The organism is Nocardia veterana NBRC 100344, from assembly GCF_000308855.1.
Taxonomy (GTDB): domain Bacteria; phylum Actinomycetota; class Actinomycetes; order Mycobacteriales; family Mycobacteriaceae; genus Nocardia; species Nocardia veterana.
The window spans coordinates 20848-40842 of the sequence record NZ_BAGM01000028.1; the positions used below are offsets into that span (position 1 = coordinate 20848).

At 66.6% G+C, this 19995-nt stretch carries 23 protein-coding genes; 10 read left to right on the top strand and 13 right to left on the bottom strand.

Annotated features, from left to right (window positions below):
* Positions 1 to 73 precede the first annotated feature (73 nt).
* From ON37_RS33985 to ON37_RS31505, 3 genes are read left to right on the top strand one after another with little or no spacing between them, the layout of a single operon-like run.
* On the top strand, positions 74 to 604 hold the full coding sequence (locus ON37_RS33985) for an SUKH-4 family immunity protein (protein ID WP_245553049.1): 531 nt from the start codon (positions 74 to 76) through the stop codon (positions 602 to 604).
* On the top strand, positions 541 to 1518 hold the full coding sequence (locus ON37_RS33990; protein WP_245553051.1) for a hypothetical protein: 978 nt from the start codon (positions 541 to 543) through the stop codon (positions 1516 to 1518). Before ON37_RS33985 ends, ON37_RS33990 begins: the two co-directional genes overlap by 64 nt.
* Positions 1519 to 1521: 3 nt before the next feature.
* Positions 1522 to 2922: an ADP-ribosylglycohydrolase family protein gene (locus ON37_RS31505; protein WP_083892731.1), complete on the top strand. Its 1401-nt coding sequence runs from the start codon at positions 1522 to 1524 to the stop codon at positions 2920 to 2922.
* Positions 2923 to 2942: 20 nt separating this feature from the next.
* On the opposite strand, the gene ON37_RS04985 is transcribed toward ON37_RS31505, so the two are convergent.
* The gene (locus tag ON37_RS04985) at positions 2943 to 4241 is read right to left on the bottom strand and encodes a D-alanyl-D-alanine carboxypeptidase family protein (protein WP_040717190.1); all 1299 of its coding nucleotides are present in this window, start codon (positions 4239 to 4241) and stop codon (positions 2943 to 2945) included.
* A gap of 145 nt (positions 4242 to 4386) precedes the next feature.
* On the opposite strand from ON37_RS04985, the gene ON37_RS33410 reads away from it, so the two are divergent.
* The 3 genes from ON37_RS33410 (at position 4387) to ON37_RS05000 (ending at position 6888) form a co-directional block, all read left to right on the top strand.
* Positions 4387 to 4560 carry a hypothetical protein gene (locus ON37_RS33410; protein WP_169332984.1) on the top strand — a complete coding sequence of 58 codons (174 nt, stop codon included), beginning with the start codon at positions 4387 to 4389 and terminating at the stop codon, positions 4558 to 4560.
* 233 nt (positions 4561 to 4793) lie between these two features.
* Positions 4794 to 6254 (top strand): MFS transporter, encoded by a 1461-nt coding sequence (locus tag ON37_RS04995; protein WP_083892742.1) that lies wholly within the window; start codon positions 4794 to 4796, stop codon positions 6252 to 6254.
* On the top strand, positions 6244 to 6888 hold the full coding sequence (locus tag ON37_RS05000) for an acyl-CoA-like ligand-binding transcription factor (RefSeq protein WP_245553053.1): 645 nt from the start codon (positions 6244 to 6246) through the stop codon (positions 6886 to 6888). Before ON37_RS04995 ends, ON37_RS05000 begins: the two co-directional genes overlap by 11 nt.
* 65 nt (positions 6889 to 6953) lie before the next feature.
* On the opposite strand, the gene ON37_RS05005 is transcribed toward ON37_RS05000, so the two are convergent.
* From ON37_RS05005 to sdhC, 7 genes are all read right to left on the bottom strand, one after another.
* Complete coding sequence (locus tag ON37_RS05005) at positions 6954 to 7838, bottom strand: phenylalanine 4-monooxygenase (protein WP_040717194.1); 885 nt, start codon at positions 7836 to 7838, stop codon at positions 6954 to 6956.
* A 116-nt stretch (positions 7839 to 7954) separates the two neighbouring features.
* Positions 7955 to 8389, bottom strand: coding sequence for a PIN domain nuclease (locus ON37_RS05010; protein WP_051031219.1), 435 nt, complete (start codon positions 8387 to 8389; stop codon positions 7955 to 7957).
* Entirely contained in the window at positions 8386 to 8595 is a 210-nt protein-coding gene (locus tag ON37_RS34550) for a type II toxin-antitoxin system VapB family antitoxin (RefSeq protein WP_040717196.1), read from the bottom strand. The genes ON37_RS05010 and ON37_RS34550 overlap by 4 nt, the downstream gene beginning before the upstream one ends.
* Positions 8596 to 8766: 171 nt before the next feature.
* Entirely contained in the window at positions 8767 to 9543 is a 777-nt protein-coding gene (locus ON37_RS05020) for a succinate dehydrogenase iron-sulfur subunit (protein ID WP_040717198.1), read from the bottom strand.
* A complete protein-coding gene (sdhA, locus tag ON37_RS05025) occupies positions 9543 to 11327 on the bottom strand; it encodes a succinate dehydrogenase flavoprotein subunit (RefSeq protein ID WP_040717200.1) in 1785 nt (594 codons plus the stop codon). The genes ON37_RS05020 and sdhA overlap by 1 nt, the downstream gene beginning before the upstream one ends.
* Before the next feature lie 15 nt (positions 11328 to 11342).
* On the bottom strand, positions 11343 to 11774 hold the full coding sequence (locus ON37_RS05030; RefSeq protein WP_040717202.1) for a succinate dehydrogenase hydrophobic membrane anchor subunit: 432 nt from the start codon (positions 11772 to 11774) through the stop codon (positions 11343 to 11345).
* A 1-nt stretch (position 11775) separates the two neighbouring features.
* A complete protein-coding gene (sdhC, locus tag ON37_RS05035; protein WP_083892732.1) occupies positions 11776 to 12177 on the bottom strand; it encodes a succinate dehydrogenase, cytochrome b556 subunit in 402 nt (133 codons plus the stop codon).
* Between the two features lie 329 nt (positions 12178 to 12506).
* On the opposite strand from sdhC, the gene ON37_RS05045 reads away from it, so the two are divergent.
* The 3 genes from ON37_RS05045 to ON37_RS05055 all read left to right on the top strand — a co-directional run bounded on the left by ON37_RS05045 (position 12507) and on the right by ON37_RS05055 (position 15584).
* A complete protein-coding gene (locus tag ON37_RS05045) occupies positions 12507 to 12908 on the top strand; it encodes a cytidine deaminase (RefSeq protein ID WP_040717206.1) in 402 nt (133 codons plus the stop codon).
* 102 nt (positions 12909 to 13010) lie between these two features.
* The gene (locus ON37_RS05050) at positions 13011 to 14303 is read left to right on the top strand and encodes a thymidine phosphorylase (protein WP_040717208.1); all 1293 of its coding nucleotides are present in this window, start codon (positions 13011 to 13013) and stop codon (positions 14301 to 14303) included.
* Between the two features lie 186 nt (positions 14304 to 14489).
* Positions 14490 to 15584: an adenosine deaminase gene (locus tag ON37_RS05055; protein ID WP_040717209.1), complete on the top strand. Its 1095-nt coding sequence runs from the start codon at positions 14490 to 14492 to the stop codon at positions 15582 to 15584.
* 44 nt (positions 15585 to 15628) lie between these two features.
* On the opposite strand, the gene ON37_RS05060 is transcribed toward ON37_RS05055, so the two are convergent.
* The 5 genes from ON37_RS05060 to ON37_RS05080 all read right to left on the bottom strand — a co-directional run bounded on the left by ON37_RS05060 (position 15629) and on the right by ON37_RS05080 (position 19131).
* On the bottom strand, positions 15629 to 16888 hold the full coding sequence (locus tag ON37_RS05060) for a SatS C-terminal domain-containing protein (RefSeq protein WP_040717211.1): 1260 nt from the start codon (positions 16886 to 16888) through the stop codon (positions 15629 to 15631).
* A 33-nt stretch (positions 16889 to 16921) separates the two neighbouring features.
* Positions 16922 to 17254, bottom strand: coding sequence for a YbaB/EbfC family nucleoid-associated protein (locus tag ON37_RS05065; protein ID WP_040717214.1), 333 nt, complete (start codon positions 17252 to 17254; stop codon positions 16922 to 16924).
* Between the two features lie 70 nt (positions 17255 to 17324).
* Positions 17325 to 17675 (bottom strand): hypothetical protein, encoded by a 351-nt coding sequence (locus tag ON37_RS05070; protein ID WP_040717216.1) that lies wholly within the window; start codon positions 17673 to 17675, stop codon positions 17325 to 17327.
* Positions 17672 to 18814, bottom strand: a complete 1143-nt coding sequence (locus tag ON37_RS05075) for an NlpC/P60 family protein (RefSeq protein ID WP_040717218.1) — start codon at positions 18812 to 18814, stop codon at positions 17672 to 17674. The genes ON37_RS05070 and ON37_RS05075 overlap by 4 nt, the downstream gene beginning before the upstream one ends.
* Positions 18811 to 19131 (bottom strand): type VII secretion target, encoded by a 321-nt coding sequence (locus ON37_RS05080; protein ID WP_040717412.1) that lies wholly within the window; start codon positions 19129 to 19131, stop codon positions 18811 to 18813. Before ON37_RS05080 ends, ON37_RS05075 begins: the two co-directional genes overlap by 4 nt.
* A gap of 144 nt (positions 19132 to 19275) precedes the next feature.
* On the opposite strand from ON37_RS05080, the gene upp reads away from it, so the two are divergent.
* Positions 19276 to 19905: a uracil phosphoribosyltransferase gene (upp, locus tag ON37_RS05085; RefSeq protein WP_040717220.1), complete on the top strand. Its 630-nt coding sequence runs from the start codon at positions 19276 to 19278 to the stop codon at positions 19903 to 19905.
* Positions 19906 to 19995 lie beyond the last annotated feature (90 nt).

Genomic DNA, 19995 nt, shown 5'->3' on the forward strand with positions numbered 1-19995 from the left:
CGACCGTTCCCCGATCTGGTGGCGGATGCGGCCAGCCTGCACGCCATTCCACTCAATCAGGATGCGAGACCACATGTCCCCCAGGCAGATTCACACAGCCGAGGAGGCGAGCCAGTACCTGGCCGAAGCGCTCGGAACCAGCAGGAAGTACCGGATGTTCCCCTTCGAACTGGGCTGGGTGATCTACCCGATCCTGTCCGAACAGGAGATCGATCGGGGTGGTCACATCGGCCTGTCGAAGATGGTGCTCGACGCTCGGACCGGAGTGATCACCGAACTCCCGAGCCTGCCGGTCGACACGGTCGCCCAGATGTACACAGCCGCAATGCGGGACGGGGCCAGGATGCCTGGCGGGCAGATCTACCCGCCGCGGACGCGCGTGCACATGACCCTTATTCGGGACGATCCGACCACAGTCGAGTATCTGATCCGGCCCGAATCGACAACCGACCTGCGTCAGAGCACGGACTACCTCTTGGTGATCGACAAGCGCACCAGGACGCACCAGCCGCCGGGAACCATGAACACCCTGGCAGCGGCGTGGATCGACCATCGGCAGCGAATCGAGGGAGTCTGGCCGAGGCGCGGGACCACCCAGTATTAGAAGAGCGGGACCATCATCCAACGGCCGACCGGACGGGGAGCGATCGCGCCGAGCTCGGCCCGCGGGCAGGTGACGATCGCGAGCAGCTCCGTTCGGAGTTGCCGGAGCTGGCAGGCGATCACGGCGGTACCGGACCCGGCCACGCCGCGGAGCCCAAGCCGAACTTGGGTGATCTGTTTCCACCGGATGGTCTGCCTGTTGATCAGACGAGGGTGCTACCGCTGCTGAGGCAGGCCATCGACGGTGAGTACGGCGGGCTGCGTGTGAGGGTCGAGCGGGTTTACGGCGGATCGGATGCGCTGCATGTCGAGACGAAGATCTACGACGAGCGCGGAAATCAAGTCGGGTATGCCAATCGGTCCTATTACGCCATGGAGGGCCGAATAGTCGCCGATCACACCATGTTCCGGCTGGATAAGAATCTGCACGGCCAGGGATGTGCCGGTGAATTCAACAACGCCATGTTTGCGTGGTACCGGCAGTCTGGTGTGGACGAGGTCATATTGCGCGCCAACATCGACGTGGGTAGTTATGCATGGGCGAGGCAGGGATTCGATTTTGCCAACCAGCACGATGCGGTGCGGACGATTCGCGGGCGATTGAACAGGGAGATCAACGGAATGCGCGATGATCTTCAGCAGCTGGAGCTGGATCAAGCGCAACAATACGATGCCGAGCGAGCGCGGAAGATCGAAGAAATCGGACGTACCCTCGAAAAAGCCGAAGAGATTTTCCGTCGCTTCTATGTTGGCGCTGCCGATTTTCCTCGACCAGCTGAAATTGCGGAGCTCGGTAGGCCGGAGACTCTTCGGCCGGGAGAGTCCCGTGAGCTGTGGTGGCCAGGTAAGCGAGTTTTCATGGAGCCAGGGGTGAAGATTTCATGGCACGGGGTGAAGAAGATGCAGGAGGAATAGCGGGTGAGGGATCCTCGAATTGCGCCCAAAGGTTGGGGAAAGACGGAGAAGTTTCGGCGGGAAGTCAAGCTCGAGTATTGGCATGCCGAGTGGTCGAAACAGTGGCGGGGCCGAGTAGAGTTTCGGCCGGATAGTCGGACGGTAGAAGACAGCGATTACAACCAGCATTACGTTGACATCGAGGCGCCGGTCGAAGCCGAGGTGCAATTCGGTGATCGTTCCGATGAGATCAGCGGTCGCACCCGTGATCTTGTAGGTAAGGTCCGGGACCCTACTGGTTCCGAGCGGCTGCGGGGAGCGGTGCTGGCCGCGGCCGCCGGCGATGCATTCGCGGATTCCTTTGATGTCGGTGCGCTGCGGACTCGATCTTGGCATCCGGCTGGATCTGCTGGGCCAGAACTCGTCGAGTACGTGCCCGCGTCGGTAGCGTCACCAACCCGTATTACTCAATTGATGGCGTACACGGCCGAAAGTCTCGTCCGCGCGCTCGGAGCGCGACGGGTAGGCAGACCGGTGGATCCTGTTTCCGCTGTTCAACATGGCTTTCAGCGTTGGTTTCATTATATACAACGTGATATCGCAAGCGAAGCACGCACAAATGATTGGCGCATTAATGGTGGTATCTATGCGCAGAATGCCGACAGGCACGAAGGTCCGGATGGCGTTGTCGTTTGGGATGCGGGGTTTCGGCGAGACAAAAAACCTGACGCCTCCATAATCGACGCTTTGCTGAGCTTTGCCACTACCGGAGTACGGTCGACCCCTGAAAATCCCCGAAGCAGCGCACGCGGCGGCGAGGTTCTGGTCCGTGCCGCGCTTGCCGGAGTGTGGTCGGAAGACTTGTCGGAGACCTTCGATCTCGCGGTTGCGATCGCGGCACTCACCCATCCTCACCCGGATGATTACCTGGCCGCCGGAACGCTGGCTGTCATACTCCACCAGCAGATTCGCGACCGCCCATTCATGGACTGCCTTTCGGCCGGGTTCGACGAGTTGGTGCGCAGGCCCAGTCATGAAAAGACTCAAATGATGGTCAACCGTGCGCTGATCCTGGTTCAGGATGAACAGACACCAACGGGTGTTGGCAATCTCCGTCGGTACTTCCCAGATGGTGGCGCGGACGGTGCCGAGACACTAGGTATCGCGCTCTACAGCGCGATGGCCAGCGACTATGTACGCGAGGCACTCCTGCTGGCTCTGAACTACGCGACGCACCGCGGTCCCGTCGCTGCGGCCGCCGGGATGCTGATCGGTGCCGAATATGGAGTTCAAGCCATTCCTGGTGCCTTCGTCGACCCGATCGGTTCTCTTCCCACTCTGAACACCGTTGCGCAGGAGCTTGCTACCGAACTCCGCGACGTGCTCACCGACAAGGAGTGGTTACGCCGGTACCCACCCACGTAGCCGCTCGGAGGTGGGGATCCCTACCGTCGCGAGCGCCCCATCCGTGACCACCCCACCAACCCCAGCACGATCACCACGCCGAAGCCCGCGATGATCCCGATCGTCCGCAGGTTGTCGCTGCCGTGGGAGGTTGAGGGTGCAGCTGCCGTCGGGGTGTCGTGGGCGGGTGGGGAGGCCAGGGCGACGTTGGTGTTCTCGTCCTTGGCGTTCTGGTCGGGGAGGGAGCCGATGGTCGCGTCGGCGGGGAGGGCGAAGGCGTAGTCGAGGAGGCGGGCGGCCTGTTCGGGTGGGCGGATGGGGAGGACGTCGGCTTTGAGGAGGGTGACGACGAGGCGGTGGCCGCCGCGTTCGGCGGCGGTGACGAAGGTTTGGCGGGCGTCGTCGGTGTAGCCGGTTTTGCCGCCGAGGTCGCCGTCGTAGTCGTAGAGCAGGCGGTTGTCGTTGGCGATGGGGAAGCCGGGGTGGTCCTTGTCGTCGGGGACGGCGGGGTTGGCGGGGTAGCCGGGGAAGTCGTACTGCTCGGTGCGGATGATCTTGGCGAAGGTGGGGTTCTGCATGTCGTGCCGGAAGATCGTCGCCAGATCGTAGGCCGATGTGCTCATGCCGGGGCCGTCCAGGCCGGAGGGGGTGGCGGCGCGAGTATCCAAGGCCCGCAACCGCTTTGCCATCGCGTTCATCTTCGAGACGGTCGCTTCGTCGCCGCCGAGCTGGGTGGCGATGGCGTGGGCGGCGTCGTTGCCGGAGCACATCAGCAGCGCGTGGAACAGTTGGTCGTTGGTGTAGCGGCCGCCGGGGCCGATGCCGACGCGGGTGCCGTCGGCGTTGGCGTCGTCCTGGGTGCCGATCACGACCTGGTTCGGATCGAGCACCGGGAGTGCGACGGCGGCCAGCAGTGTTTTGATCGTGGACGCGGGGCGGTAGCGGCCGTGCGGGTCCTTCGCGGCCAGTACCCGGCCGGTGTCGAGGTCGGCGACCAGCCATGCGGTCGCCGAGATGTCGGCGGGGACGGGCGGCGCACCCGCGGGGACGACGACACCGCAGGCGCCCAGTTTGGTGCCACCGATCGGGTCCGCGGGGACGGGCAGCGGCGGTGGCGTCGTGTGACCGGGCTCGGGGACCTCGGAGGTGTCGATCGGCGGCGGCGGGGCCGTCTTGTTGGGGCACGAGTCGGTGTTCGGCGTCGTGAAGGGCGTCGAGGTGGGCGGCGGGGCCGCGGCGGCGACGCCGAAACCGGTGATCGTGGTGGCGCCCAGCAGCCCGGCGGCCAGCGCGGCGGCCGCCAGAGAGCGTGATCGGCGGAGGCGGTCGCGACGGGTCATGCGGGTGTTCATCGACGTCCAGCTTATGCGGCGCACCGCGGCAGTGCCGCGAATGCCCCACCGCGGCGGTGCTGTCGATTCCCCACCGCGGCGGCGCCGCCGATACCCCACCGCCGCGGTGCTGCGAATCCCTCCACTGCGGCGGGTGCCGCGACCCCCTTGGGAGCCGGCCTGGCAGCCGAGCCCGACGATCCGGGTGAACGCGGTCGCCCCGGATGTGGTGCAGACGAAGTTCGCCGGGGGCAGGGATGCCGCGATCGCCTGCGCGGTTGCCGCCGCCATCGACTACGGCAGGTGCCGAATCGACGGAAAGTGTTGACATGGACAACAAAATGAGAGCTACTATCAAAATATAGTCACAACCAACTGGATGGACATGTCATGAACTTGCGGAGATCACCCGAATCGCCCGCACCCGCGGTGGCAGACGGCAGGCGGGCCGAACCCGAGTCGCCGACCGACCTGCTCGCTCCTGGCGCAACCGACCCGGGGCGGCGCGACGCCGCGGGCGGGAAGGCGCGCTGGCTCGCGCTCGGCGCGCTCGGGCTGGCGATGCTCACGATCGGACTCGACACCACGGTGCTGGTCGTGGCGCTGCCCACCATGGCCATCGATCTGCATGCGAATACCGCTGCGCTGCAATGGTTCACCACGGCCTACACGCTGGCGCTGGCGGCCGTCATGCTGCCCGCCGGGGCCCTCGGCGACCGGTACGGCCGCAAGAAATTCCTGCTCGCGGCCCTGGTGGTCTTCGGTGGGGCATCGCTGTGGTGCGCGCTGGCGACCTCGGCGGGAATGCTGGTCGCGGCTCGCGCGGTGCTGGGCATCGCCGCGGCGGCCATGATGCCGCTGTCGATGTCGGTGCTGCCCGGCCTGTTCCCGGATCAGGCGCAACGGCAACGGGCACTGACGATTTGGGTCAGCTCGACCGCGCTGGGGCTGCCGCTGGGGCCGATCGTCGGCGGCTGGCTGCTGAACCACTTCTGGTGGGGATCGGTCTTTCTGATCAACGTCCCGCTGGTCGTGGTCGGGTTGGTCGCGGTCGCGCTGCTGGTTCCGGAGACGCGCAGCGATTCCGCGTTCCGGATCGATCTCGCCGGTGTCGTGCTGTCGGCCACGGGCATGCTCGGCTTCACCTACGGATTCATTCGATTCGGTGAGCAGGGCTGGGGTGACGGGCCGGCCTGGGCGGCCGTGGTCGCGGGCGGCGCGCTGCTCGCCGGCTTCGTCTGGTGGCAGCGGCGGCTCGCGCATCCGCTGGTCGACATCGCACTGTTCGCCAACCATGGATTCCGCTGGGGCACAGCCTATTCCGTTGTGGTGAACTTCGCGATGTTCGGCATGTTCTTCACCGTGCCGCAGTACTTCCAGGCCGTCCTCGGGGTCGATTCGCTGGGCAGCGGACTGCGGCTGCTCCCGCTGATCGGCGGACTGGTGGTCGGGACGCGCGTCGTCGACAAGCTGCTGCCGAGGCTCGGACCGCGGATCGTGCTCACCGGTGGCTTCCTCGCGCTCGCCGCGGGCTTGGCCATGGGTGCGATGACCTGGGTGAGCAGCGGCTATGGCTATACCGCCGCGTGGACCACCCTGCTCGGGTTCGCGATGGGCCTGGTCATGCCGGCCGCGATGGGGATGGCGATGGGGCAGCTCGGACCCGAGCGAGCCGGTTCCGGGTCGGCGCTGTTGCAAGCCTTGCGGCAAGCGGGCGGCACCATCGGCGTCGCGGTCCTCGGCACCGTGCTCGCGACGCAATACCGTTCGGACCTGGGCTCGTACAACCACGAGCCGGTGTCCGACGGCGTCAACGCGGGGGTCGCGGTGGCTCGGGCGAGCGGCGACGGCGCCATGCTCGACCAGGTGCAGTCCGCATTCGTGTCCGGGATGGGCGCCATGCTGTGGCTGTGCGCTGCGGCATGCGTGCTCGCCGCACTGCTCGCCGCGCTGCGCGTCCGACCCGGGGAGCGTCCCGCGGATGCCGGCGCCGATGCGGGACAATCGGTACATGTCGGCTGAGTCGAAGGCACCCGCACGGGCCCATTCGGGAGCGACGGCGTCGCCCCGGGTGGGCCTGCGTGAACGCAAGAAGCAGCGCACCCGCCGCACCATCCGCACGGAAGCGTTGAAACTGTTTCAGCGGCAGGGATATTCGGCCACCACGATCGAGCAGATCGCCGAAGCGGCGGACGTCTCGCCCAGCACCTTCTTCCGCTACTTCCCGTCCAAGGAACAGCTGGTACTGGCCGACGACATCGATCCGATCATGATCCGCGCCATCGAATCCCAGCCACCGGAGCTGGCCCCGCTGGAGGCTTTCCGCCAGGCGATGAAGGAGACCTTCGACCAGCTGGACCCGCAGGATTGGCAGTTCGAGCAGGATCGGATGAAGTTGATCTACAACGAGCCCGAGCTGCGCAGCGTGATCATGCAGGAGACCGAACGCAACGTCGATCTGATCGCCGGGCTGCTCGCGCGCCGGATCGGGCGCGAAGCGGACGACTTCGAGGTCCGCACCTTTTCCGGGGCCATGATCGGCGCCATGATGACCGCATTCGGGCGAGAAGGCCTGGACCTGGAGAAGGTCGACCGGATCGCCGACTTCCTGGCGGCGGGTATGCCGCTGGAGCCGGCACCGAAGACCACCGACTGAGTACCGGCCCCAGCCGGGTCACCGGCTCCGGCCGTCGGTGAACGGATAGCGGGGATCGCGACGGCTCAGGACGCGGCTAGTTCGGCGGCCGCCGTATCGTCGGTCATCGCCGCGAAGAACCCACCGATCACGTCCTCGATCTGCGAGATGGAATCGGCGCAGTAGAGGATCGGTTGGTAGTGGGTGATGTCGTAGGTGGCCGTACCCATCTGATGGATGTTCAGCGGCCGCAGCCGAGCGTGCCGGAACTCCTCGATCTCGCCGAACGACGACAGCAAACCCGCACCGTAGCAGCGTATTTCGCCCCGCTCGCGCACGACGCCGAACTCCATCGAGAACCAGAAGACATCGGCGAGGAACTTCAGCGCCGCATCGGTTTCCAGCCGCTGTACGGCCGCGCCGACCTCGGCGTAGATCGCGGCGAAACGTGGGCTCGCCAATTGGTTGGCGTGGCCGATGATTTCGTGGATCGCGTCCGGTTCCGGCGTGTACAGCGGGGCCGAATGGTGACGAATGTACTGGGTGGAGTGAAAGGTTCGATTGGCGAAGGAGCCGAAGAACTCTCGCAACGGTACCAGCCCGGCGGCCGGAACATAGCGAAAACCGGTGAGCGGCACCAACTTCGCGGTCACTTCGGCCAGCTGTGGGATGTGGTCGGTCGGGAGGTCCAACCGTTGTTCGGCGGCGAGCACCTCGGCGCAGGCATACTCCTGATGTTTACGCCGCAACTCGGCGGAGACGATCCGCCACACCTGCTCCTCGTCGTCGGTGTAGTCGATCCGCGGCAACGGTTCACCGGCCCGGTAGTCCAGTGCCAGCGCCGCGATCGCGTTGCGCCGCGCCCGATACTCCGGATCGTGCACCCCCGGATGCTCATCACTCAAATGCACCGTGACATCGCCGTCACGCCCCGTGGTGACCGGCGAATACAACCGACCTTCGGTGAACATGTCTCCAGGCAAGCACCACTATCGGGATTCGACAACAAACCCGCAGCAAACTGGGCAAATTGCCTAGTTGGAGCCGGGCCCGCGGTTGCCGCGCCCGAGGTTCGACCACCCGATCGTCAGTCGATACTTCCTTTCGGCACGACCCAGACATGTGGCTGACGCGTGACCGAGGCGATGTGTTCGAAGTCTTCGTCGTAGTGCAGGATCGTGGCTCCGTGATACTCGGCGACTGCCGCGGTGAGTAGATCGACGATGCCGGCTGCGCGATGTTTCCCCTGTCTGGCGAGCAACAGCTGGACCTCACGAGCCCGTTCGGCGATCGGCTCGGTGACCGGCAGGGTGGTGAATCGTGCCCGGCGGCTGTGCGCGATGTTCTGGACGTCTGCCAGATTTCGACCCGAATAGCCTGCTTCGAGATCGAGCGTGACGCACGTTGCGGCCGCACGATCGGCGAGCAGACCCGCGATGACGGTCCGGACGCCGGGGTCGCTCAGCCGGGCATATGCAGATGTATCGATCAGGTGCAGGCGCAGCGGGATCGGTTCGATCACCGCCGAGCCCCGCGCATGACCTCCGAATCGCCGATATCGGGACCGACTCCGAAGCCGTAGGGATCGTTCAGAATCTCCTCGACGCGCCGACGACGTTCGGCGACGAACCGGAGTGCCGCGTTGACGGTGTCCTTCTTGGTGGTGGTGCCCAGCTCCTTCGCCGCCAGGGTCAAGGCCTCGTCATCCAAGTCGATCATCGTCTTCATATTTATCACGATATGTCCGCCCCCTTATGCCGAGCAATACTGGTTGATGCAACCGTTATTCGGCGCCACCGGCCGTGTGGATGGGCGCCTGCGCTCTGACCCGGCGCCGGATACGAAAGGCCGCCCGCATCGAAAGATGCGGGCGGCCTTCGGTTTTCGGTCTCTGCCGGCTCAGGGGCGGGCGAACAGCAGGGCTCGCTTGACTTCCTGGATGGCCTTGGTGACTTCGATGCCGCGCGGGCAGGCATCGGTGCAGTTGAAGGTGGTGCGGCAGCGCCAGACGCCCTCGACGTCGTTGAGGATGTCGAGACGCTCGCGGGCGCCCTCGTCGCGGCTGTCGAAGATGAAGCGGTGCGCGTTCACGATCGCGGCCGGGCCGAAGTAGCTGCCGTCGCTCCAGTACACGGGGCAGGAGGTGGTGCAGCAGGCACACAGGATGCACTTGGTGGTGTCATCGAAGCGCGCACGGTCGGTCTGCGACTGGATCCGCTCCCGGGTCGGCTCGTTACCGTGGGTGATCAGGTACGGCTTCACCGCGCGGAACGCGTCGAAGAACGGCTCCATGTTCACCACGAGGTCCTTCTCCACGGGCAGACCGCGGATCGGCTCGACGGTGACGGTGAGCTCCTTGCCGTTCTTGGGCAGCATGTCGCGCATCAGCACCTTGCACGCCAGCCGGTTCACACCGTTGATGCGCATGGCGTCCGAACCGCAGACGCCGTGGGCGCAGGACCGCCGGAAGGTGAGCGTGCCGTCCAGGTAGGACTTGATGTAGATGAGCACGTTCAGGAAGCGGTCGGTCGGCAGCACCGGCACCTGGAACGAATCCCAGTGCGCGCCTTTGTCGTCCTCGGGATTGAACCGGGCGACCTTGACGGTCACCATCGTCGACCCGTCCGGCACCGGGGCCGGCTTCTGCCCGGCGGGGGCTTCGGCTACAGCAGTCATCAGTACTTACGCTCCATCGGCTCGTAACGGGTCTGCACGACCGGCTTGAAGTCGAGCCGGATATCGGCGATCAGCTCCGCCGGCTTACCGGGCTCGACCTGCTTGTACGCCATGGTGTGGCGCATGAAGTTGACGTCGTCGCGGTCGGGGTAGTCCTCGCGGGCGTGGCCGCCGCGCGATTCCTTGCGGTTGAGCGCGCCCACGACGGTGACCTCGGCCAGCTCCAGCAGGAAGCCGAGCTCGACGGCCTCGAGCAGATCGCTGTTGTAGCGCTTGCCCTTGTCCTGCACGGTGATGTGCTGGTAGCGCTCCTTGAGCGCGTGGATGTCGGTCAGCGCCTGCTTCAGGGTCTCCTCGGTGCGGAACACCGCGGCGTTGGCATCCATGGTGGCCTGCAGCTCGCTGCGGATGTCGGCCACCCGCTCGTTGCCGTGATCACTCAGCAGCAGCGCCAGCCAGTCCTGCACCATCTGCGCCGGGTTCTCCGGCAGCTCGACGAATTCGGTGCGCGCGGCGTACTCCGCGGCGGCGATACCCGAGCGGCGGCCGAACACGTTGATGTCGAGCAGCGAGTTGGTGCCCAGACGGTTCGAGCCGTGCACCGACACACACGCGCACTCGCCGGCGGCGTACAGGCCGGGGACCACGTCGGTGTTGTTGCGCAGCACCTCACCGCGGATCCGGGTCGGGATGCCACCCATCACGTAGTGACAGGTCGGCATGACCGGCACCGGCTCCTTCACCGGGTCCACACCCAGGTAGGTGCGGGAGAACTCGGTGATGTCGGGCAGCTTCTCCTCGAGCACGTCCTCGCCGAGGTGGGTGACGTCGATGAAGACGTAGTCCTTGTTCGGACCGCCACCGCGGCCCTCGAGGACCTCCTTGACCATCGACCGGGCCACGATGTCACGCGGCGCGAGGTCCTTGATGGTCGGGGCGTAGCGCTCCATGAAGCGCTCACCGGAGGCGTTGCGCAGGATGCCGCCCTCACCGCGGACGGCCTCGGAGATCAGGATGCCCAGACCGGCCAGGCCCGTCGGATGGAACTGGTGGAATTCCATGTCCTCCAGCGGCAGACCCTTGCGGAACACGATCGCCATACCGTCACCGGTCAGCGTGTGCGCGTTGGAGGTGGTCTTGTACATCCGGCCCGAACCGCCGGTGGCGAAGATGATCGCCTTGGCGTGGAAGACGTGGATCTCACCGGTGGCCAGCTCGTAGGCGACGACGCCGGTGGCGACCTGGCCGCGATCGGTATCGCTCATCACGAGATCCAGCACGTAGAACTCGTTGAAGAACTCCACGTCGTGCTTGACGCAGTTCTGGTAGAGCGTCTGCAGGATCATGTGGCCGGTGCGGTCGGCGGCGTAGCACGCACGCCGCACGGGAGCCTTACCGTGGTCACGGGTGTGACCGCCGAAGCGACGCTGGTCGATCTTGCCCTCGGGCGTGCGGTTGAACGGCAGGCCCATCTTCTCCAGATCGAGCACCGCGTCGATGGCCTCCTTGGCCATGATCTCCGCGGCGTCTTGGTCGACCAGGTAGTCACCACCCTTGACGGTGTCGAAGGTGTGCCACTCCCAGTTGTCTTCTTCGACGTTGGCCAGCGCCGCGCACATACCGCCCTGGGCGGCGCCGGTGTGGCTGCGGGTCGGGTACAGCTTGGTCAGTACGGCGGTGCGCACCCGGGGGCCGGCCTCGATCGCCGCACGCATCCCCGCGCCGCCGGCACCGACGATGACCACGTCGTAGCGGTGCTCCTGAACCGGTCGAGTTTCACTCATGCGAGGTCGCCGTTCCTAACTGATGTTGGGGTCGAAGGTGAAGATGACGTAGGTGCCCACGCCCATGATCAGGATCATGGCGACGGCCAGCAGGGTCTTCAGCCAGAAGCGGGTGGAGTCCTTGCGGGAGTAGTCGTCGATGACCGTGCGCAGGCCGTTGCCGCCGTGCAGCTGCGCCAGCCACAGCATGGCGAGATCCCAGCACTGCCAGAACGGGCTGGCCCAGCGACCGGCCACGAAGCCGAAGTTCAGCCGCTTCACGCCGCCGTCGAGCATCAGCATGATCGTCATGTGGCCGAGCACCAGCACGATCAGCAGCAGACCGGAGAAGCGCATGAACAGCCACGCGTACTTCTCGAAGTTGTTGCCGGAGGAACGGCGCGGCGAACGCGGGGAGTCGAGGCTGGCGGGGCGGTCGTAGGACTTGCCGAGAACAGGTGCGGTCATATCAGTGCTCCGTCAGCAGGTAGAAGAACTGGCGTCCGACACCGGCGGCCGAGACGACGATCCAGATGGCGAGCACGATCCACAGCATCAGCCGCTGGTACTTGGGGCCCTTGGACCAGAAGTCGACCAGGATGACGCGGACACCGTTGAGTGCGTGGAACAGCACGCAGACGACCAGGCCCATCTCCATGAGGGCCACGACCGGGTTCTTGTAGGTCTCGATCGCCCGGTCGTAGGTATCCGGACTGACTCGCACCAGCGCGGTGTCGAGCACGTGGACGAACAGGAAGAAGAAGATCGTGACACCGGTGATCCGGTGCAGGGCCCAGGACCACATACCCGGGTCGCCGCGGTACAGGGTCTTCCGCTTCGGCTGAGCCGGAGCTTCCAGTGTGGTCGTCATAGAGTGCGGTGCCTCCAACGTCGTTGATGGACACGCCGGCGAGCCGGCAGTCGGATCCGGTCGCAGCTTCGGCGTACGCCGAGCATGTCGATCTGGAGAAACACCAGCTCATCTCGGGCGCTGACATCCGGAGGCGGTGGCCGGCGGTGCGCTGCCAAACCTGGACCGATCTGTGGAGAACTCTAATCCCCGGCGATTCGCGGAACTAATTCGGCGTGCCGCTCGTTGAGCCTCGAAGTGGAAAGTTAGGTTTGCCTTGCCTGAATGATCGACAGCCCCGCGAACTCATTTCTACGCTGTCATATCAGCCATTCGAGCGGAGGTCCGATATGCCGGAAATTGATTGGGATTCCCTGCGTCACAACGCATTTCGAGTAATGCAGAATGCGTATGCACCCTATTCGAACTTTCCGGTCGGCGCCGCCGCTCTCACCGTCGACGGCGCCATTGTGAGCGGTTGCAATGTGGAAAATGTCTCATACGGCCTCGGCCTCTGCGCCGAAACTGTACTCATCGGTAACCTTTGCTCATCCGGCGGCGGGCGTTTGCTGGCGGTCGCGGTCTGTGATTCGCACGGGGAAATCCTGATGCCCTGCGGGCGCTGCCGACAGGTGCTCTACGAGCACGGCGGCCCCGATCTGCTGGTGGATCACCGCGACGGACCGATCGCCCTCGCGAGATTGCTGCCCGACGCGTTCGGCCCCGACGATCTGGCCGCGGGCCGACCGTGATGTGAGATTCCGCACCTGCGCGCCGAATCATCCGCCCCGCACGGACTCTCGCCCGGCCTCGACACCACTCGCCGGTCCCGCCGATCTGGAAGGCTTTCGGCCATGAGCCCCACGCATTCGGCGGTCTCGGTGATCGCTACCAAACGGGACGGCGGAGAACTCGACGACGCGCAGATCGATTGGGTCGTGGACGCGTTCACCCGCGGCGAGGTCGCCGACGAGCAGATGTCGGCGCTCGCGATGGCCATCCTGTTGCGCGGCATGAACCGTCGCGAGCTCGCCCGGTGGACAGCGGCCATGATCGCCTCCGGGCAACGGCTGGACTTCACCGATCTGCCGAGACCGACGGTCGACAAACACTCCACCGGCGGTGTCGGGGACAAGATCACCCTGCCGCTCGCCCCGCTCGTCGCGGCCTGCGGCGCGGCCGTGCCGCAGTTGTCCGGTCGTGGACTGGGCCATACCGGTGGGACGTTGGACAAGCTGGAGTCGATTCCGGGCTGGCGGGCCGATGTCTCGCCGGAGCGGATGCGGGAAATCCTCGCCGATCCGGCGATCGGGGCGGTCGTCTGCGCGGCCGGCGCCGATCTGGCCCCGGCGGACAAGCGACTGTACGCGCTGCGCGATGTGACCGGCACCGTGGAATCCGTTCCGCTGATCGCCAGTTCGATCATGAGCAAGAAGATCGCGGAGGGAACCGGGGCGCTGGTCCTGGATGTGAAGGTCGGCAGCGGAGCGTTCATGAAGAATCTCCACGACGCCACCGAATTGGCTACGGCCATGGTCGAATTGGGTGCCGATGCCGGGGTCCGGACCGTGGCGTTGCTGACCGCGATGGACACCCCGCTCGGGCGCACGGCCGGCAATGCGCTCGAGGTCGCCGAAGCGGTGGAGGTGCTGGCCGGCGGTGGCCCGGCAGATGTCGTCGAGCTGACCGTGGCGCTGGCGCGAGAGATGGTGGCGCAGGCGGGCATTCGCGATGTCGATCCCGCCGATGCGCTGGCCGACGGTCGTGCCATGGATCACTGGCGGGCAATGATCAGGGCGCAGGGTGGCGACCCCGACGCGCCGCTGCCGCGGGCCCGGCACACCGAAACCCTGGTGGCGCAGGAATCGGGCACGCTCACCCGGCTGGATGCGATGGCCGTCGGCCTCACCGCCTGGCGACTCGGGGCCGGCCGCGCTCGCCAAGGGGATCCGGTCCGGTTCGGCGCCGGGGTCGAAATGCATTGCAAGCCGGGCGATTCGGTTGTCGTGGGACAGCCGCTGTTCACCCTGCACACCGACTCCGAAGCGGCGGCATCCCCGGCGATCGCGACGCTGCGTGCGGGATTCGACATCGGGCCGGTCCCGCCGGCGGCGCCTCCGCTGATCCTCGGCCGGATCGGGCTCTGAGGTCACCGTCCGGCGTGCGGCGCTCGGCGGGCTGTGCGCTGACCGTCGTGGGCGCCTATCCGATCGCGAAGTACCGACCGGATCCGGCAACACCGCGGCGACGACGGGGCAACGAATGACCGGCGGTCCGATGCACAGCCGCCGAAGTTGCCTGCGCGCGGTCGCGAATGCGGATAGCGTCGTTACATGACTGGACCGATGCCTTTGACTCTCGCCTCGATCCGCCAGGCCCCCAAGGCCGTGCTGCACGACCACCTCGACGGTGGTCTGCGCCCCGCGACCGTGCTCGAACTGGCCGAGGAATGCGGATACGACCAGCTGCCCGCCGACAATGCCGAGGCGTTGGCGCACTGGTTCCGCGAGGCCGCCGACAGCGGGTCGCTGGAGCGCTATCTGGAAACCTTCGCCCATACCGTGGCGGTGATGCAGACCGCCGAGGGGTTGCGCCGCGTAGCCCGCGAATGTGCCCTGGACCTCGCCGCCGACGGCGTGGTGTACGCGGAGGTGCGGTTCGCGCCGGAACAGCATCTGGAGCGCGATCTGACCCTCGACGAGGTGGTCGAGCACACCCTGGAAGGCTTCCGGGAAGGGGAGCGGCTGGCCGCCGAAGCCGGCACCCCGATCCGGGTCACCTGCCTGCTCACGGCCATGCGTCACGCGGCCCGCTCCCGGGAGATCGCCGAATTGACGGTGCGGTTCCGCGATCGCGGCGTCGGCGGCTTCGATATCGCGGGCGCGGAGGCCGGCTATCCGCCCTCGCGGCACTTGGATGCCTTCGAATACATGCGTGCCAACTGCGCGCAGTTCACCATTCACGCCGGCGAGGCGTTCGGATTGCCGTCCATCCACGAGGCGCTGGCCTTCTGCGGTTGCGATCGGCTCGGGCACGGGGTGCGCATCACCGACGACATCTTCGACAACGACAGTGCCGAACCGCGGCTCGGCCTGGTGGCGAATTACGTTCGGGACAAGCGGATTCCGCTGGAACTGTGTCCCTCGTCGAATGTGCAGACCGGTGCCGTACCGGCGCTCGACAAGCATCCGTTCGACCTGCTGGCCCGGCTGCGCTTCCGAGTCACGGTCAACACCGACAACCGGTTGATGAGCGATACCGATATGAGCCGGGAAATGCTCAAACTCGTCGAAACCTTCGGCTACGGCTGGAGCGATCTGGAGCGGTTCACCATCAACGCCATGAAATCGGCGTTCATCCCGTTCCCGGACCGGCTGCGCATCATCGACGAGGTGATCAAGCCCGGCTACGCGGTGCTGATCGGGTGAGCGGTGATGGTCCTGCCGGATGATGTCCGGCAGGACCGTCCGGGCTAGCCCTTCTGCAATCGGCTCTCGAACGCCTGCTCCAAGGCCCGCCATGCCTCGGCCTCCGCGGTGAACGGGGGGCTCGGGGCGAGCCGAGTCGGATCCGGCTCCAGCAGGTAGGAGACGTACCAGCCGAGCGGCGTCGACTTCGCCAGCGCCTGCTCGACGGAATCGTCGCCGACGTAATCGGCTGCGTCGGTGAACAATTCGACCGCCAGATCGAGCTGGTCGATGTCGACGGCCTTCGGTCCCTGGCCCAGGTCGTCGGCCAGTCCGGGCAGTACGTAGATGTTCTCCTCGGTGACCTCGACCTCGAGCGAACCGTCCACCGCGGCCGTCTGCACCTCACCGTAGGTGCTGACCCGGGCCAGGTCGTGGTCGTGATCGTCGGCCAGGTAGCGGGCCAGGGCGCGCTCGGAGGGAAACACCGTGATGGTCCCGTCCTTGCCGAGGAACACCGGTTCGTCGGCGAGATAGCAACGCAGCGTGAAGAATTCGCCCTCGGACGTGACGATCTTGACCGGGTCGATGCCGACCTCGTGCCAGAAGGTCTCCTCTTCTTCGTCCTCGTCGTCGTCCTCATCGGTGTCGTCGTCGAGGTCCACCGGCTCGATATCGTCGTCGTCGGTATCGGCCACATCCTCGGCGTCGACAACGTTCTCCTCGGCGGCCAGCAACTCCGCCTCGGCCACTGCCAGGGCCTCCGGATCGACGTCGGGGGAGACCACCACCGAATCGATCGCGTCGATCACCTGGTCCCAGTCCTTGGCGATCGCGTTGCCGACCTGATCCCACAGCTGCTCGCCGTCACGCCCGACGAATGCGGTCACGCCGGCCGGGAGGGCACCCAGGACGGGATGCGAGCCGAAGAACTTGGTGACCACCTCGAGCTCGCACACCTCACCGATGGTGCGCACCATCTCGAGGGTCTCCTCCAACTCGGCGATCGTCTCCGGATCGGGTTCACCGGCCGCGAGTTCGGGGACGCCGACCAGGTCGAAGACATGCTCCTCCTGCGGCTCCAGTTCGGCCGCCGACAAGCCGACCACGACCTTCCAGGACGGATGGTCCACCAGATCGTTGTCGTCGTTGGTTCGGATGAAGGCGGCCAACTCCGCGGGCGAGTCGAAACCGTAGAGCTCGTCCTCGTGACCGAGGAATGCCTCCCACTCGTCGTCACCGTCTCGCCAGCGCGGTGCCCACAGGGTGACCAGATCGCCGTCGGTGAGCCCGAGCTCGATCGGGACGATGTCTCCAGAAGCCATGACCGGAAGCCTATCGAGCCTTCGCCTGCGGCACTATTCGGCCCGCCCCCCAACGTTTCCCGATTCGGGTGCGGTGAAGGCGGAATTCAGGGTGGCGACCACCTGTGAGCGCTGCTCGCCCGCGTTCTGCGCCGCCTGCTGGCACGCCCAGATGATCAGTTGGCCCACTTCGGCGGGGGAACGGGAGGTCACGGCCTCGGACAGGGTCAACCCGACCAGGGCGCCGTCACTGTCGACCTCGACGCTGACCGAACCGTCCTCGGCGGTGAAGGTGCCGCGCACATTCTTGAGGTTGTAGAGCGCGGCCTCGAGGGCCTCGAGCTTATCCGTCGCGGCGGCGACGAGGGCATCCATTTCGGCGCTCACTGTGCGTCCTTCCCCGTGCTCATGCTGTATCCGGCTGCCGTACGAGCGATCGTGCCGCGCGCTCGGCCACTCATACGGGCCTCATCCAGCTGGTGGGTCCGGTGTCCTCGTCGTCCATGCGGTCGAGTTCGTCGACGGCGGCCTGACGGGTCGGCAGGCCGAGCTTGTCGAGGATCTCGGGCGGCATCCCGGATTCGGCCAGCAACTCGCGGCGGCGGGCCTTCGCCACGATCGCCGACCGCTTGGTCAGCCGCAGGATCTCGGCGGCCAAAGCCTGTGCGCCGTAACGGTATTCGCTGCGCTCGAATTTGATCTCCACCGGAATACCCTGATCGGTGGCCCGCACGCTGATGGTGCCGGCGCGATTGGTGCTGGCGGCGACCGTGACGCTCGGGATCTGCTGTTGCTGCGGCTGGCTCATGAAGTCGGCCTGTAGAACCCGTGGAACGCCATTCCCATGTTCTCCGTTCGAATCGGGTCGATCTGCACCGGATCCCCGGCCTCGACCATCTGTCCGTTACCGACAACCATCGCGACGTGACCGTCCCAGATGGCCAGATCGCCCGGCATGACGTCACCCGGGCTCACCGGCGTCGCGCCCGCGCTCTGATCACACGCCAGTCGCGGGAGGTCCACTCCGGCCTGGCCGTAGGCCCATTTGGTGAGGCCGCTGCAGTCCAGGCCGGCGCCCGGCGTGTTACCACCCCACACGTAGGGGGTGCCGCAGGCGCTGATAGCCGCCTTGACGGCCGTCGCGGCCTTCTGGTTGGGCGCCTCGACCTGGCTGCCGTCCGGCAGGGTGATCATCACACCGCCGTGCCGGCCCGGTTTGTCGCCCGATTTCGCCGCGCCGGGCGACGTCGTGCCCGTGCCGGACCGGGATGTCGACGATGTGGCGGCCGAGGCCGGGCTGACCATCCCGCTCATCATCGAGCCACCGCTCGAGACCAGGCCACCGAGCAGGGAACTCGCCGTCTGCACTCCGGTACTCAGCGCCGGGGCCGCGGCGGAGGCCGCCGCCACCGGTACGCCCGCGGGCGGCGGGGTGGGCGGCGGCGGGGTCAGCTCGGTCATCGACGCGGTGTGGGTGTCGAGTTCGGACCGCACCCGGCCGACCACGCCCAGTGCCTGGCCGAAATGGTCGATCGCGGAATTGACGACGGTGACCAGGCCGGGCGGAGTGGTCACGGCGGGCCCGAGTGCGGTCACCGAAGCGACGAACGACTGCACGATGCCGTCGAGTTCCTTCTGACCGGTCTGAACCGAGGCGGCGGCCTGGGTCACCACATCCGCCATGTCGTTTCCGCGGTCGGACATCGCGGCGGCGGAGGTCTGGACCTTCATCGCCTTGTCCATGGCCGCGTCACCGCCACCGCCGTTCCAGGCGTTGGTCATCTGGTTGATGCTCGAGCTGCCGGCCTGGTGGATGCCGTCGAGATGGACGGATACCTGCCGCAGGGCGTCGGCGGGACCGCCCGCGGGGAGTACGCCCGAGCCGAAGCTGGTGAGCAGATCGATGAGCGGTTTGGCGAGTGCGTCGAGATCGATGACGCCCGTCATGCGGCCGGGCCTTCCGTCGCGCGCAGGGCGGCGGCATGAGCGGCATCGGTGTCGGAGTAGGCGGCCGCAGCGCCCGTCGCGGCGGCGCCCATACTGCCCAGCACGGCGGACAATTCACCGATTCCGGCGACATGGCCGGCGTGGGCCGCGGCGTAGGCGGCAACGAAATCGCCCCCCACCAGTCCGAAGATCGGCCCGAGCAGGAGCGGATCGGCGCCCGCGGCGCCCGCGGCGGCGACTCCCATCTCCCCGGCCAGGCCCGCAGCTGTGGCACCGTAGGCGGCGACGCCCTCGGTGTCGACCGAGATCTTGTGCATCAACATCCCCCATCGTGCTGGTCTGGTGGCAGATTACGTCATCCGACTACTTCGACGCATGCCCCCGCGTAACGGTTCCCGTCCCGTTGCGGAAATCCGCCGCAGGTTCCGATTTCCAACCCCGGCAGACCTTATCGTTCCCTCATGCGCACGCATATCGTGGATCACCCGCTGACCGCCACCCTGCTGACAACCATGCGCGACGCCCGCACCTCGAATGCGGGCTTCCGGGCCGCACTGGCCGATCTCACCGGATTCCTCGTCTACGAGGCATTGCGGGAGGCGCCCACGCACACCTTCGAGGTCGACACCCCGGTCGCCACGACCCGCGGGACGCGGCTGGCGCAGCCGCCGCTGTTGGTCCCGGTACTGCGCGCCGGGCTCGGGATGGTCGATGCCGCCAGCGCCCTGATTCCCGAATCGCGGGTGGGTTTCGTCGGCGTCGCCCGCGACGAACGAACCCACCGGCCGGTGCCGTACATGGAGTCGCTGCCCACGGACCTGTCCGGACTGCCGGTCTTCGTCCTCGATCCGATGCTGGCCACCGGCGGATCGATGCGGCACACGCTGGAGCTGCTGCGCGCGCGGGACGCCACCGACATCACCGCCATCTGCGTCGTAGCCGCACCGGAAGGCGTTGCCGCACTGGAGGAGTCGGGATTGCCGGTTCGGTTGGTGACCGCCGCGGTGGACTCCGGGCTCAATGCCGACGCCTTCATCGTTCCGGGATTGGGCGATGCGGGGGATCGGCAGTTCGGGCCGCGCCACGATTGATCCGTCCGCGGGTTCGACCGAGCGCGGCGGCCGGGGCGAGCCGATCGCCGCCGGTGCGCCGAAGGCCCGAGCGGGTCGGCTCGCCCCGGC